Raw genomic sequence first — 13,967 nt, forward strand, 5'->3', positions numbered from 1 at the left:
AGTTACTATTTTTTCAATTTTCTATAAGGGTCTAGTTTCCTAAAGTCAAATACCATGTCTATAAATCCAGCCAAGCCATACACTAGGGACAGCTTAGTCATAACTGTAAATACTATAATCAAGACAATAATTTTTTTAGATACCTTATACCTATTCATAAGATAGTATGTAACCAATGATACTCCATCTAGTAAAAATACAAGTTCAAGTATAAGTCCTGAAGAATTAATTAAATACTGTCCAATTGCCATGTTGTTTCTGTTAAATAATATTCCTAAAACAAGTGTAACACCAACTAATGTTCCTATTCTTGTATTCATATACCATTGATTAAAAGGTTTTGCTTCATTAACTTCATATTTTAACTTTTTAAGCACAGCCCTTGTTATTGTGTAATTTAGATATGCCAAAATAACTGAACTAGCTATAATTACTCCTGGAATAAGTCTCATAATATATTCTGGTGTAAACATCTTAACTAAATCTTCTATAGATGCCAATTGACTGCTGGATACGCCTGCCTGCTGATAAATACTTTTACTTATCTCCATGGATTGGTTGAAATTTTGCACTATTTTACTTACAAAACCATATATTCCATCATTACTCATTAAAACTATGTATATAGTCGTATAAATTGTTGTTCCTAAAGCCATTGCTATAGAAAGAAAGATAATTGTAGTTCCAAAACTTTTTTTATTTTTTACACAATATCCTAGTGCAACTCCTGTAAATCCAACCATTATTATTGAAGATATTGCATATATAGGATTATAAAACATTGCTATAAATATACCACTAGCTATTACAGAAATCAAAGTAACCTTATAATTATGCCTAATATACAAAATCGTTATAGGTATTGGTACTATAAAATTAGCAACTACGGAAACTATAGGTACATATATGTTTACAAGCATTATTATTACTGTAAGTGCTATGGTAAGCCCTGCTTCTGCTAGGGCTCTTGTGTTATATGTCTTATTCTGCATTTTTACCTCCATTATTCCCTTTCTTTGAGATAACTATATAGTTTACTTAAATCTTTGCCATCCTTTTCTATTTTGTCTTCTTCAATTATACCAATTTTCAATTTCTTTTTCATAGTTTGATCTACTGATTTATGTGAATAGCCAAGCCTCTCTGCAAGTAAATATAATACTATTATTCCCCCGGAAATACAGTCTAGTATGGATTCTTGTGCTACATTACTGCCTCTTGTAAGCAATTTAAAAAAATCTGCTACTATACATAAAAGATTAGCTTTTAAATCTTCTATTATCTTAACATTATACATTATGTTGAAATTTTCTTTTTTCATACAATCATCCTCCTAGCCTTTAATTATATTTTAGTTGCTTTCATAGCTTTATGCAATAAATTAACATTGATTATGCTGCCAAATCGTACATAAATTAAATCTATAGTAAAAAACTAAATATAATTTAAAAAAAGTGAAGAATAAAAATTCTTCACTTTATAAACTACTCTGTTGTAAATGGCAGTAAAGCTATGTTTCTAGCTCTCTTTATAGCTACTGTAAGTTCTCTTTGATGTTTTGCACAGTTTCCAGAAATTCTCCTTGGAAGGATCTTTCCTCTTTCTGTAACATATTTTCTTAATTTATTTATATCTTTATAATCTATAAATTCAGATTTGTCCATACAAAAAGCACAAACCTTTCTCTTAGCTCTTCTCATTTTGCCGGAATTTCTTCTTCCGCCTTCTCTATTATTTGCCATAATGCTTTCCCCTCCTTACTTTTAAAAAGGTATATCTCCATCATCTACTGGAGTAATATCCTCTCCATAAATATTCTCATCAAAGTTTTGAGTTTTTCCAAAATTTTCAGATGAAGTTTGATTATATGAGTTCTTTGCAGATTTCTCTCCCCATTCTAGGAATTGAACTTCTTCTGCAATAACCTCAGTAACATATCTTCTAGTACCGTCTTTAGCTTCATAATTTCTAGTCTGGATTCTACCACTAATACCTATAAGTTTTCCTTTACTCATATAATTTGCAGTAGATTCAGCTTGTTTTCCCCATACAACTATAGGGATAAAATCCGCTTCTTTTTGTCCATCCTTAGAAAATCTCCTATCAACGGCTATAGTAAAAGTGGTAACTGCTGTACCATTTCCTGGTGTAAATCTCAATTCTGGATCTTTGGTTAATCTTCCAATTAAAACAACCTTATTCAATCAAAACACCACCTATTTTTCATCCTTTACTATTATATGTCTTATAACTGTATCTGTAATCCTGAATACTCTGTCTAACTCTTTTGGTAATTTAGGATCAGCATTAAAATTTATTAAGGTATAATATCCTTCGTTAACTTTGTTTATTTCATAGGCAAGTTTTCTCTTACCCCAAATATCAACGTTTTCTATTACTCCTCCACCATTTTCTATTACACCCTTAAACTTTTCTATGTTAGCTTTGCAAGCTTCTTCGTCTAATGATGGCTGTAATATAAATATAGTTTCATACTTATTCATTGATTCCACCTCCTCCCTTTGGGCTAATGGCTGTGATTTCACAGCAGGGACTACAGTTATTCATTTTACTACTTTTTTAATATTAAATCAATTAATTTTTTTAATTATTGTATCTCTTTTTCATCAGGTGAATTTTGCTTAATTATTTTTTTTACACTTTTCTCAAATTTACTTCGTGGAAGCATAACTATTCTTCCACATCCACAACACTTAATCTTTATATCTGCCCCAAGTCTTATTACTTCCCACTCATTACTACCGCAAGGATGTCCTTTCTTCATTTCAACTACATCACCAATGTAATAAACTTTTTTCATGTACTATTCCCCCTTTAAATTTTTTATTACTAAATAAGGAGTTTTTATGTTTTCCTTTTTTAAAATTTCTCCTATTTCCCTTCTAAGTTTCATCTCCATATCCCACTGCGTCATAGCCTTAGCCTTACCAGCTACTCTAATGGTTACTCTGTTATCTTTTATATTTGTTATTCCCTGAACAGCAGGTGCTTGGGTAATGGAACTATTTTCTTTAGCAAAATCCTCACATAATTGTGTCATTATTTCTATGACTTTTTGAATATCTTCATCATAAGAAATTTCCACATCTACTGTAATTCTTATGCTCCCCTTAGAATGATTGGTTACTTTTGAAATAAGTCCATTAGGTATTATATGAAGATCTCCATTAAAATCCCTTATTTTAGTAACTCTAAGCTCCATACTCTCTACAATGCCACTTTTATCATCTATACTTATGTAGTCTCCTACGGAAAATTGATCCTCAAATAATATAAAAAAACCATTTATAATGTCTTTTATAATACTTTGAGCACCTAATCCAACAGCCACACCTCCTATTCCTGCAAAAGTTAAGCCAGTTACACCTACTTTAGGTGATATAACTGTAATTATTGTAAATATTCCAAAAAAGTATACTGAATACCTTAATACACTTTTTAAAATAGCTCCTATAGTTTTAGCTCTTTTATCATTCAATGAAATTTTAAAATTTTTCTGTCTTGAAACATATCTATTTATTATTTTGTTTCCTAGTTTAACGATGAGATACATAACTATAAGTATAAATATCACTTTAATAATTATCCAAATAAAATTATACATAGCTTGTGTGGATATGGATAATTTGCCTATACTAATATTATCTCCAGACATACCAACTTTAAGAAAAGAAAAAACACCACTTTCTTTCATGTTCTACCTCCAGAATTATAAGCAAATTTGCTTATATCCTAAATTACTTCTTTCATAAATATTTTTAATAGTTAACTTTTCTTCATTTATCAAACTTTTTACTGTATCTATATCCTTACTGTCAATTTTTATACTTATACCACAGCTTTTAGTTATAACTATTGGTGTAGGCATTATATTTACGTCTACTCCCTGTTCTTTTAAAATTTTTTCTCCATTTATAGCTCCGTGAGTATTTTTAAAAGTTACTACATAATATTCTTTCATAATTATAATCTCAGTTTATTAAACCTGAACCTCCTTGTAAAATTTTACTATTATGTTATATACAACAACTCTAGATTACTTTATAATTATTGTATAAAGATTTACTTTTAGTGCATAATTTTAATAAAATTCTTTAAAACCAATGCTTATTTTTTATATACCATTATATCAGAAATATGTTTTTTATGGATATATCATATAAACTTAACTAATAATTTATCTTAAAATTGTAAAATCTATGTACCCAACAATATAATTATATAACAAAACACATTTTATTTTTCATATAAACATAAAAAATATGTTTTATTTAATTTATTAATTAGGAAAGATAGGTAATTGCGAAACTCGCTAATAAAAATGAATAAAAGATGTTTAGAAGTTGCAAAAGTATTGTTAGAAGTTTAAAGACAAATTTTTATGATTTGAAATAGCCATATTGATAAAAAAGGGCGCACGAAATAAAGCAAAGTTGGGTTTCTATTTTTTACAAATAAAATTTATGCAATTAATGGTTTTAGGCTTCTAATATATTCATTTTTATGTATTTTATTTGCTACAATAACTGTTATTAGCTGAGTTATACCGGCTAGAAGTAAGTCAGAATGAAGCGTTAGCTCATTTTGTGTCTTACGATCCGCAACGCAATAACTGCCTTTGAAATGGTTGATGTTTTTCTCGACAGCAGTCCTGATTTTATAAGTGTTTTCCCATTGGAGAGTTCCACGAGTAGTTCCAGGATATGCACGAAGATTCTTTTCAGGATAAATGTAAAACATTCTGCCGCAAGAAGATTTTGTACATGGATTTTCACATAGAGTTACACGTTTGCTCTTTTTAGTTTTTTTATTGTATACCCATTTCATTTTGGGACATACGAATTTCATTGATGGAATTCCAGAACGTAAGTGTGTTTTACTGCCTTCTCGTTTCATTGGAAGCGAATGGTCATAAGGACAGCATGGAATACCATTTTCATTTAAAGGGCAGTCGAATTCTTTTGATGCAAGTTTAGTTTTTAATGGAATGAATGCCTTTTCAAATTTCAAATCATGCAAAAGGTATCGATAAATCAGAATGCTGTCAAAAGCAGCATCACCTAAAAAGATTTTTGGATTTATCAAAGGATGTTTTGCAAAGAAATCCATAAGAACAGGTATAAGAGCTTTAGAATCAGCAAGAGATTTATCTTCATCCGGTGAATCAGATTTTTTCTCAATAACAATATCAGGATGTGCTTTTAGAAAATCCTGATTGTAAAATGAAATATCTCTTACAATACCAAGTCCGTTGGTTACAATGCCAAATTTAAAAGCATAGCAAAAATGACCGTTAATGTACATTTGCTGAATGGCCGGATTAGCTGAAGCGTGTGGAGGCATAGAACCATAGGCAGCTTTATAAGGATCATAAGAATCATCTAAAGCATGTACTTTCTTAAAAGTCTTAAGCTGTTTTATGATGCGGTTAGCATACTTAGGGTTGTTTTCAGTAACAAAAGCTTCGATACCAGAAGTATCAAAAATAGTCATAGAAGCAAGTTTGGGGTCAATTTGCTGGCATATTGGTTCAGTAATATCAACGAGATTATCAAATATCAATTGTAAGTCCAGAATAAAATCCTGTTTAAAACGTGTGAATTTAGAAGCATCAGGGACTTTAAGGAAACCGCAGAAATCCCTTAACTCTTGAGAATATTTAAGAAAAATAATCAAAAGGGAATCCGTAGGAATAGAAAAAATGTGCTGCAAAATCAAAGCACGGAGCATGGCGTAAAGACTGTATTTACGGGGCCTTCCAGTAGAAGCATAAAAATGATTTATGAAGGAAGCAGGGATTAAATCATCAAGGTTAATAGTATTTTCAAGTAAAGAAAGAAACTGAGGCTTGTTATTTTCAAATTTTTCTTTGCAATCAGAAAAAATATCTGCCAAAGAAAGCTGTTTATATGGTATCATAAATATATAACTCCTTTCTGAGGTATATGGTGATTTTGTTTCTTTGCAATTCAATTTTACCATAAATCAGTGAGGAGTTATTTTGTTTTGTAACAAAAAATACACCGCATTTATACGGGTTGTAGCGTTTCGCAAACGCCTAAATTAGGAAAGATCAGGAAAGGAGTCTCTTAAATCGTGAATGAATTGATAAACAAAATAAATAGAATTAGTTTATTTATTATACTTTATACTATAACTTTTTTAGTGTTCTTCAGTACGCTTAATTACACATTGCCATTTGTTTTAGCTTTTGTTTTTGCTCTAATACTAAAAAGACCTACTCTTTTTATTTCGAGAAAACTTAGAATCAGCAATGCACTATCCTCTTTAATTACTACTATAATATTTTTTACCATAATAATAACAGTATTGTCATTTGGAATAACGGTAGTTACACAAGAAGCCATACAATTGGGTAAAAGCACTCAGCTATATATTTCTAGGAATTCTGATAATGTTTATAACTCTTTTTATAAATTACAAAAATACTATAATAACTTAGACCCTTATATAATAAATACTTTAGAAAAAAACTTTACAAATTTTATTACTAAATTGTCAAATATAGCAGTAACTGTTTCAGGTAAATTAGTTTCTTCTTTAATAAATCTATTGACTACAATTCCTTACATATTAATGGTAATATTTTTCACACTACTTGCCACATACTTTTTTACTAGAGATATGACTTCTTCTAAAATAAGCATGAATACTTTGATACCGCAAAACAAAACAGATAAGATATTAAAAATATATAATGAAAGTAAACGGATGTTGGAAAATTACATGCTATCCTATATTGTAATAATTTTAATAACTTTTTTGGAAACACTCATAGTATTTTCACTGTTTAAAATTAAATATGCCTTAATCCTCAGTATAACTTGTGCTATAGCAGATTTGCTTCCTATTATAGGAATTGGTGCTATATATTTACCTCTCGCTATTATTTATCTGGCGATATTTAATAACTACATTATCTGTACAGGATTAATCATATCTTATATTTTGGTTTCAGTTATAAGACAAATTATAGAGCCTAAAATAGTTTCCTCATCTCTTGGTATACATCCTGTAGCTGTACTAGCATCATTATTTATAGGTTTAAAAGCAGACGGACTTATAGGAATAATATTTTGCATATTTTTAGTTGTATTCTTTAATATATTTCATAAATTAGACATGCTGTAAAGTTTTATAATAAAAAATGTAAAATATACGTATAATTAACCTCCATATGGCAAAAATCATAATATAGGAGGTTTTCTTATGATTAAAAAATTAACGTTAGATTCCACATCTAGAAATTCCGTATACACTTTAAGAGATAAAATAAGTGATGAAATATATCCAGTTGTTAAATCCGGTAGAACTATAGTAATACTTTGTATAGGAACAGATCGGTCTACCGGAGATAGTTTAGGTCCAATAGTAGGAGATAAATTGAAGTTTTTAATGAGAAATAGAGTTGAACTATATGGTAATTTACAATATCCAGTACATGCAAAAAATCTTAAAGATATTATAACTGAAATAAATTCTAAATACAACAAACCTTTTATAATAGCAATTGATGCTTGCCTTGGCACTATTCAAGATGTAGGCAAAATAATAATAGAAACAAAGCCTCTTACCCCTGGATCTGCAATGAAAAAATCATTACCACAAGTAGGAGATTTAAGTATAACAGGTATCGTAAATATCTGCGGAGCCATGGAATTTATGGTCTTACAAAACACCCGTTTGTTTACTGTTATGCAACTTGCAGACACAATTTCTAAAGGATTATATCATTCCATATTAAAAACTATTGGTGGTAAAAAAAATACAAGTTTTTTTCAAAATATAGAAGCTTAATGTTCTATTTATACTAAAATACTCTATCCCTAAGTATATACTCTATTTCTTCTATATTCTTTTTTCCTAAATCAATTATCAAAATATCTTTATTTTTTATATTTAAATTTGCAAGTCCATTATCTTTTAACTTGCAAATTATAACATCATATTTAGTATCTGAATCATCTGTTACTATTATATATCCTCTTTTTTTCAATTCATCACTTATATAACTTAGATTTTTAGTAACATATATTTTCATATAAAGAACCTCCTTAAAAGATAATTTTCCCTTAAGGAGGTTCTTTATGTAAGTTATTATATTTTCTTATTTACACATTCTTCTAAAACTTGTTTTTCTTCTTGAGATAACTCATATCTTGACATTCCACTATCAATAGGTTTTGCATAAGTAGTACTTTCATCTCTTCCATATATTCCTGTAATTATTACACCATCATTTTTTCCATCCAGCAGTGCAATTGAAAAACTCAAGTCACTTCCTACATCCTCAAAAGCCCTGTATCTTATAATGGATATTTTTTGGATGCAGTCCTTTATTTTTAAATTTAAGCTATTGTAAAGTTCTTTCATGTCTTTAGATTGTTCTTTTACATCATCTATATTATCTAAGTAACCTACAATAAGTTCTTCTAAATTCTTATTGTTTGAACCTCTCATGATTTTTCTATATCTTTTTTCCAATCTGCTTAAAGATGTAAAAATCACCATATTCATAATTAACAATATCAATACTAATACAGCTAATCCAATTATAATATAAGGTTGTAAACTTCCTATTAAGTTAATAATGTTTTGCATATCTTTCTCCTTTCATAAAAATGTTTCACATGAAACATTTAAACAAGACTTATCAAATTTTTAGTATATCTAATATTCTCTGCAAATCTTCTTGAGAATAATATTCTATTTGTATTTTTCCTTTATTTTTTTTATCCATTAGTGAAACCTTAGTGCCAAATAAATCTTCTAGTTTTTCTCTTATATCTACATAATAGGGATTTGCTTTTTTTATATTATCATTCTTAGCTGCCTTACTAGAATTTAGATTTTTAATAATTTTTTCTATATCTCTAACTGTTAGATTTTCATCTATTACATTTTGTGCTAATTTATATTGTAGTTCCCCATCTCCCACACCTAAGAGTGCTCTACCATGGCCTTCTGTAATAACTCCATCTATTATATATTCTTGAACTCTGCTGTCTAAATTCAAAAGTCTCATACAATTAGTAATTGCAGTCCTAGATTTACCTATCTTTACACTCAATTCTTCTTGAGTTAAATTAAAATCATTAATTAATCTTTTATAAGCTAAAGCCTCTTCTATTGGATTTAAATCTTGCCTCTGTATATTTTCTATAAGGGAAATTTCTAGAATTTCCTTATCAGATAAATTCATTATGATTGCAGGCACTTCTTTAATATTAGCTAATTTTGCAGCTCTCCATCTTCTCTCACCTGCAACTATGCTATATACATCATCTCCTGTTTTATTAAGTATAAGTGGTTGTATTATACCATGCTCTTGTATTGATTGAGAAAGCTGTAATATTTTTTGTTCATCAAAGTTTTTCCTAGGTTGAGTTTTATTTGCACTTATTAAGTCAATATCAATAAGTATTGTATCCTTTTTACTTTCTAATTTCTCTTCCAACGCATTTTCAGGTATCAACGCTCTAAGTCCTTTACCTAATCCATATTTTTTATTCAAACCTCACTCACTCCTTTTGCCTATGCAAAAATTCTTTAGTTAATCTTTCATAAGCTTTAGCACCTTTACATTTATCATCATAAAGTACTATAGGTAGTCCAAAACTAGGAGCTTCAGCTAATCTTATATTTCTAGGTATGGTACTTTTATATACTTTATCTTTAAAATATTTTTTTACTTCTGAAATCACTTGAGTAGATAGATTAGTTCTCCCATCACACATACTCATAATAACCCCTTCAATTTTTAAATTCCTATTTAATGATTCTGTTATCAATTGTACTGTGTTAATTAGTTGTCCAACACCTTCCAAAGCATAAAATTCGCATTGAATAGGTATAATCACACTATTTGATGCTGTAAGTGCGTTTATAGTCAAAAGTCCCAAAGACGGAGGACAATCTATAAATACAAAATCAAATTTAGGAGTTAACTTTTTCAATTTGTTCTTTAATATATTTTCTCTATTTTCTTTATTTATTAATTCCACTTCAGCTCCAGCTAATTCTATAGTTGATGGAACTATAGAAAAATTATCTATCAATTCACATTTTTTTATAACATTATCTATTTCAATGTCTGAAGTTAATATATCATATGTGGAAACCTCTAAATTTTCCTTATCAATTCCCAATCCGCTAGTAGTGTTACCTTGAGGATCAATATCTATATTCAATATTTTATATCCTTGCATAGCCAAATAAGCACTTAAATTGATACAAGTAGTAGTTTTACCGACTCCACCCTTTTGATTAAATATGGATATTACCTTCATCTAAATTTCCTCCTTCCAGTTTTATATATTCATCTTCTAATTATATATTTTTATTTAAAAGAATAAAAGAGTTTTTATTGTTAATTACTACTTAAATTCTTATAAAAAAATAAAATGTTTCATGTGAAACATTTTATTTTTTAGGAATAGTAATTATAATCTGAACCTCGTCGTCTGAATCCTCTGAAGTATACTTTGCATTCAATCCATATTTATCAAAAATCTGTTTAATTGTATTTATATATACTTTAGGAGAAAATATTCCTTTTATTTTCTTTCTTTTATTTTTTTTATTACTAGTAAGCTTGTCCAATTCTTTATTGATAAGCTCTTCCGTTTTTTTTACATTCAAAGATTTCTTAATTACAATTTTTAATATTTTTTTCTGAATCTCCAATGTTGGAAGTTTTAATAAAGCTCTTGCATGCCTTTCAGTTAAGTTATTCTCTAGTAACATAATTCTAATTTCTTTATCAAGTCTAAGAAGTCTAATCTTATTTGCAATAGTAGATTGTTTTTTTCCTATAGTTTCAGCTAGTTTCTCTTGAGTATAAGAATGATCTTTTATTAAATTATAGTATGCTTCTGCTTCTTCTAAAAAATTTAAATTTTCCCTCTGCAAATTTTCTAAAAGTGCAATTGCAGCAGATTCTTTATCACTTATATCTACTATTATTACAGGAACTTCAGTAAGCCCTGCCTTTTTTGCTGCTCTCAGTCTTCTTTCTCCAGCAACTAATTCATATTTATTTTCACCTAATTTTCTTACTGACAGTGGTTGAACTATTCCATATGAACTTATAGATTGAGCTAACTCTTCTAAACTTTCTTCATTAAAATATTTTCTTGGTTGATATACATTAGGTAAAATTAAATCTACGGGTATATAATTAACGTTCTTTTGCATATTTAACCATCCCTCTTATGTTTCCTATTATTAACATTTCTTCACCGTTTTATAAAATCCTTCTAATTTATATAATTTTCATTCTACAAATTATTACATTTATTTTAGTGGTTTTTTAGAAACCATACCTGCTTTTCTTGGATACATATTCGGTGTTCTCTTAATTTTTTTTATTACGACTAAATTATGATTAAGATCATCATTTTCTATTTTTATTATATCCTCTATTTTCCCACCTAAAATACTAACAGCTTTTTTACTTTCCTTAATCTCATCCTCAACAGATGGACCTTTCATAGCCACAAAATATCCTCCTAATTTTATATAAGGAATACAAAATTCGCTTAGAACAGTTAAATTTGCCACTGCCCTTGAAACTGCTGCATCAAATTTTTCTCTATACTCAGTATCTTTAGAAAAATCTTCTGCTCTTCCGTGTATACATTTTATATCGCTTAATTCAATATCTGATATAACTTGATTCAGAAAGTTTATCCTCTTATTTAGTGAATCCAAAAGTACTACTTTTATTTGCGGATTAACTATCTTCATAGGTATACCTGGAAATCCAGCTCCTGTTCCTATATCAATAATATTAGAAATATCTCTTAATGGTGAAAATTTAAATATTTTTACACAATCTATAAAGTGTTTTTTTATTATATCTTCATCTTCTACTATAGTAGTAAGATTAATTTTGTTATTCCAAAATTTTAATATATCCTTATATTTTATAAATTTATTATACTTTTCTTCATCAAATTCTAGTCCTACATCTTTACATGCAGTATCTATAATTTTAAAATATTGCATATTTAGTTCTCCAATCTACCTTCATTTACAGATCCTTTTCTCTATATTTTTTCTCCATATAAATCAGTAAAACAGAAATATCTGCTGGAGAAACTCCTGAAATTCTAGAAGCCTGACCTACACTCATAGGTCTTATCTTTTTCAACTTTTGTGTAGCTTCTATTCTCAATCCATTTATCTTATCATAGTCTATGTCTTCAGGTATAATTTTATTTTCAAATTTTTTAAATTGACTTACTTGTTCTAACTGTTTTTCAATATACCCCTCGTATTTGGAAATAATATTAACTTCTTCCTGAATATCTTCTCCAAGCTCTGGTCTATCTACATCAAGTGGTTGCACCTTAAAATAGTCAAGTTCTGGTCTTTTAATAAGCTCATACAAACTTGTAGTTTTCTTCAATTCAGAAGAACCTATAGAATTTAAAAAATCAACTACTTCTTTTTTAGGCGTTATGTGAATATCTTTTATTCTTTCAACCTCTTTCTCAATGTCACTTTTTCTTTTTAAATATTTTTCATATCTTTCTTCGCTAACAAGTCCTATTTTATGTCCAAGTTCCGTAAGCCTCAAATCTGCATTATCTTGTCTCAGTATCAACCTATACTCTGCTCGTGACGTCATCATTCTGTAAGGCTCCTGAGTTCCCTTTGTAACTAAGTCATCTACTAAAACACCTATATATCCATCTGATCTCTTTAAAATAAGAGGTAACTTGCCTTGCGATTTAAGAGCAGCATTTATACCTGCAATTATTCCCTGAGAAGCAGCTTCCTCATATCCTGAACTTCCATTTAACTGACCTGCCCCAAACAATCCTTCAACTTTTTTAAATTCTAGTGAAAGTTTTAGTTGCGTTGGATTTATACAATCATATTCAATAGCATAACCTGTTCTTAAAAACTCTACATTTTCAAGTCCAGCTATAGTTCTATACATAGCAATCTGCACATCTTCTGGCATAGAAGTAGATGCCCCATCTACATATAGTTCGTCCGTATTTTCACCTTCAGGCTCTATAAATATCTGATGCTTTTCCTTATCTGGAAATCTCATTACTTTATCTTCTATTGAAGGACAGTACCTAGGACCTACAGATTTAATAGAACCATTATAAAGTGGAGATCTATTTATATTATCTCTTATTACTTTTAAAGTATTCTCTGTAGTATACGTTAAATAACAAGATATTTGGCTTCTATTTAAATTTCCACTCATAAAAGAAAAAGGAACTATTTTCTTATCACCTGGTTGTTCTATCATTTTTGAAAAATCAACACTTCGCTTATTTACTCTAGCTGGAGTACCAGTTTTAAACCTTCTAAGTTCTATACCAAGATCAAGCAAACTTTGAGAAAGGTCATTAGCAGGCATAAATCCATTTGGCCCCGAACTATAACTTACGTCTCCTATTATAACTTTACCCTTTAGATAAGTTCCTGTAGCCAAGACCACAGTTTTCGTTTTAAAATATGCTCCATTTTTAGTTAATACACCACATACTTTTCCGTTATCATCTGTTCTTATACTTAGTACTTCTATTTGTCTTAAAGACAAGTTACTTTGTTTTTCAAGTACTTCTTTCATTCTAACTGAATAGTTTTTCTTATCAGCCTGAGCCCTAAGTGAATGTACTGCTGGCCCTTTAGAAGTATTGAGCATTCTTGACTGTATAAAAGTATGATCAATGTTTACGCCCATCTCTCCACCTAAAGCATCTATTTCCCTTACTAAATGCCCTTTAGCAGTTCCACCAACATTAGGATTACAAGGCATAAATCCTACACTATCTAAATTCATTGTACACACTAAAGTCTTACAACCCATTCTAGCAGCTGCAAGTCCTGCTTCACAACCTGCATGACCTGCTCCTACAACTATTACATCATATTTTTCTGAAAAATACTCCAATTTT

General features: G+C 29.0%; 17 protein-coding genes and 1 pseudogene. 2 read left to right on the forward strand and 16 right to left on the reverse strand.

Going from position 1 to position 13,967, the window contains the following annotated elements:
- Positions 1-5 precede the first annotated feature (5 nt).
- The 9 genes and pseudogenes from B5S50_RS10810 to B5S50_RS10850 all read right to left on the reverse strand — a co-directional run bounded on the left by B5S50_RS10810 (position 6) and on the right by B5S50_RS10850 (position 5,940).
- The gene (locus B5S50_RS10810) at positions 6-992 is read right to left on the reverse strand and encodes a YybS family protein (RefSeq protein ID WP_065078760.1); all 987 of its coding nucleotides are present in this window, start codon (positions 990-992) and stop codon (positions 6-8) included.
- A gap of 11 nt (positions 993-1,003) precedes the next feature.
- Positions 1,004-1,321: a MazG-like family protein gene (locus B5S50_RS10815; protein WP_013240839.1), complete on the reverse strand. Its 318-nt coding sequence runs from the start codon at positions 1,319-1,321 to the stop codon at positions 1,004-1,006.
- A 163-nt stretch (positions 1,322-1,484) separates the two neighbouring features.
- On the reverse strand, positions 1,485-1,742 hold the full coding sequence (rpsR, locus tag B5S50_RS10820; RefSeq protein WP_013240840.1) for a 30S ribosomal protein S18: 258 nt from the start codon (positions 1,740-1,742) through the stop codon (positions 1,485-1,487).
- A gap of 21 nt (positions 1,743-1,763) precedes the next feature.
- Positions 1,764-2,204, reverse strand: a complete 441-nt coding sequence (locus B5S50_RS10825; RefSeq protein ID WP_013240841.1) for a single-stranded DNA-binding protein — start codon at positions 2,202-2,204, stop codon at positions 1,764-1,766.
- A 12-nt stretch (positions 2,205-2,216) separates the two neighbouring features.
- Positions 2,217-2,504 (reverse strand): 30S ribosomal protein S6, encoded by a 288-nt coding sequence (gene rpsF, locus B5S50_RS10830; protein WP_063557096.1) that lies wholly within the window; start codon positions 2,502-2,504, stop codon positions 2,217-2,219.
- Positions 2,505-2,608: 104 nt separating this feature from the next.
- On the reverse strand, positions 2,609-2,821 hold the full coding sequence (locus B5S50_RS10835) for a DUF951 domain-containing protein (protein WP_065078761.1): 213 nt from the start codon (positions 2,819-2,821) through the stop codon (positions 2,609-2,611).
- 3 nt (positions 2,822-2,824) lie between these two features.
- A complete protein-coding gene (locus B5S50_RS10840) occupies positions 2,825-3,715 on the reverse strand; it encodes a mechanosensitive ion channel family protein (RefSeq protein ID WP_217301830.1) in 891 nt (296 codons plus the stop codon).
- A 15-nt stretch (positions 3,716-3,730) separates the two neighbouring features.
- Positions 3,731-3,982: a DUF3343 domain-containing protein gene (locus B5S50_RS10845; RefSeq protein WP_065078763.1), complete on the reverse strand. Its 252-nt coding sequence runs from the start codon at positions 3,980-3,982 to the stop codon at positions 3,731-3,733.
- Positions 3,983-4,595: 613 nt separating this feature from the next.
- Positions 4,596-5,940: pseudogene (locus tag B5S50_RS10850) on the reverse strand (transposase).
- Positions 5,941-6,117: 177 nt separating this feature from the next.
- Between B5S50_RS10850 and ytvI the strand changes: the two are divergent.
- Positions 6,118-7,173, forward strand: coding sequence for a sporulation integral membrane protein YtvI (gene ytvI, locus B5S50_RS10855; protein WP_065078764.1), 1,056 nt, complete (start codon positions 6,118-6,120; stop codon positions 7,171-7,173).
- A gap of 78 nt (positions 7,174-7,251) precedes the next feature.
- Entirely contained in the window at positions 7,252-7,839 is a 588-nt protein-coding gene (gene yyaC / locus B5S50_RS10860) for a spore protease YyaC (protein ID WP_065078765.1), read from the forward strand.
- Between the two features lie 13 nt (positions 7,840-7,852).
- Here the strand turns inward: yyaC and B5S50_RS10865 are convergent, their stop codons facing one another.
- The 7 genes from B5S50_RS10865 to mnmG all read right to left on the reverse strand — a co-directional run bounded on the left by B5S50_RS10865 (position 7,853) and on the right by mnmG (position 13,963).
- Positions 7,853-8,083 carry a YkuS family protein gene (locus B5S50_RS10865; protein ID WP_065078766.1) on the reverse strand — a complete coding sequence of 77 codons (231 nt, stop codon included), beginning with the start codon at positions 8,081-8,083 and terminating at the stop codon, positions 7,853-7,855.
- Positions 8,084-8,139: 56 nt separating this feature from the next.
- Positions 8,140-8,643: a DUF4446 family protein gene (locus B5S50_RS10870; protein WP_065078767.1), complete on the reverse strand. Its 504-nt coding sequence runs from the start codon at positions 8,641-8,643 to the stop codon at positions 8,140-8,142.
- Positions 8,644-8,695: 52 nt separating this feature from the next.
- The gene (locus B5S50_RS10875) at positions 8,696-9,556 is read right to left on the reverse strand and encodes a ParB/RepB/Spo0J family partition protein (RefSeq protein WP_065078768.1); all 861 of its coding nucleotides are present in this window, start codon (positions 9,554-9,556) and stop codon (positions 8,696-8,698) included.
- 7 nt (positions 9,557-9,563) lie between these two features.
- A complete protein-coding gene (locus B5S50_RS10880; protein WP_065078769.1) occupies positions 9,564-10,331 on the reverse strand; it encodes a ParA family protein in 768 nt (255 codons plus the stop codon).
- Positions 10,332-10,464: 133 nt separating this feature from the next.
- Complete coding sequence (noc, locus tag B5S50_RS10885; RefSeq protein ID WP_217301832.1) at positions 10,465-11,238, reverse strand: nucleoid occlusion protein; 774 nt, start codon at positions 11,236-11,238, stop codon at positions 10,465-10,467.
- A gap of 99 nt (positions 11,239-11,337) precedes the next feature.
- Positions 11,338-12,051, reverse strand: a complete 714-nt coding sequence (gene rsmG, locus B5S50_RS10890) for a 16S rRNA (guanine(527)-N(7))-methyltransferase RsmG (protein WP_065078771.1) — start codon at positions 12,049-12,051, stop codon at positions 11,338-11,340.
- A 25-nt stretch (positions 12,052-12,076) separates the two neighbouring features.
- Entirely contained in the window at positions 12,077-13,963 is a 1,887-nt protein-coding gene (gene mnmG / locus B5S50_RS10895; protein WP_065078772.1) for a tRNA uridine-5-carboxymethylaminomethyl(34) synthesis enzyme MnmG, read from the reverse strand.
- Positions 13,964-13,967: the final 4 nt, after the last annotated feature.

This window comes from Clostridium sp. 001, assembly GCF_019056555.1.
GTDB classification, from domain to species: domain Bacteria; phylum Bacillota; class Clostridia; order Clostridiales; family Clostridiaceae; genus Clostridium_B; species Clostridium_B ragsdalei.

Coding starts and splice junctions, on each gene's coding strand:
- yyaC (WP_065078765.1), top strand. CDS start 7,252: ATGATTAAAAAATTAACGTTAGATTCCACATCTAGAAATTCCGTATAC.
- B5S50_RS10865 (WP_065078766.1), bottom strand. CDS start 8,083: ATGAAAATATATGTTACTAAAAATCTAAGTTATATAAGTGATGAATTG.
- B5S50_RS10810 (WP_065078760.1), bottom strand. CDS start 992: ATGCAGAATAAGACATATAACACAAGAGCCCTAGCAGAAGCAGGGCTT.
- B5S50_RS10870 (WP_065078767.1), bottom strand. CDS start 8,643: ATGCAAAACATTATTAACTTAATAGGAAGTTTACAACCTTATATTATA.
- B5S50_RS10845 (WP_065078763.1), bottom strand. CDS start 3,982: ATGAAAGAATATTATGTAGTAACTTTTAAAAATACTCACGGAGCTATA.
- B5S50_RS10840 (WP_217301830.1), bottom strand. CDS start 3,715: ATGAAAGAAAGTGGTGTTTTTTCTTTTCTTAAAGTTGGTATGTCTGGA.
- rpsR (WP_013240840.1), bottom strand. CDS start 1,742: ATGGCAAATAATAGAGAAGGCGGAAGAAGAAATTCCGGCAAAATGAGA.
- B5S50_RS10815 (WP_013240839.1), bottom strand. CDS start 1,321: ATGAAAAAAGAAAATTTCAACATAATGTATAATGTTAAGATAATAGAA.
- rpsF (WP_063557096.1), bottom strand. CDS start 2,504: ATGAATAAGTATGAAACTATATTTATATTACAGCCATCATTAGACGAA.
- B5S50_RS10880 (WP_065078769.1), bottom strand. CDS start 10,331: ATGAAGGTAATATCCATATTTAATCAAAAGGGTGGAGTCGGTAAAACT.
- rsmG (WP_065078771.1), bottom strand. CDS start 12,051: ATGCAATATTTTAAAATTATAGATACTGCATGTAAAGATGTAGGACTA.
- B5S50_RS10835 (WP_065078761.1), bottom strand. CDS start 2,821: ATGAAAAAAGTTTATTACATTGGTGATGTAGTTGAAATGAAGAAAGGA.
- noc (WP_217301832.1), bottom strand. CDS start 11,238: ATGCAAAAGAACGTTAATTATATACCCGTAGATTTAATTTTACCTAAT.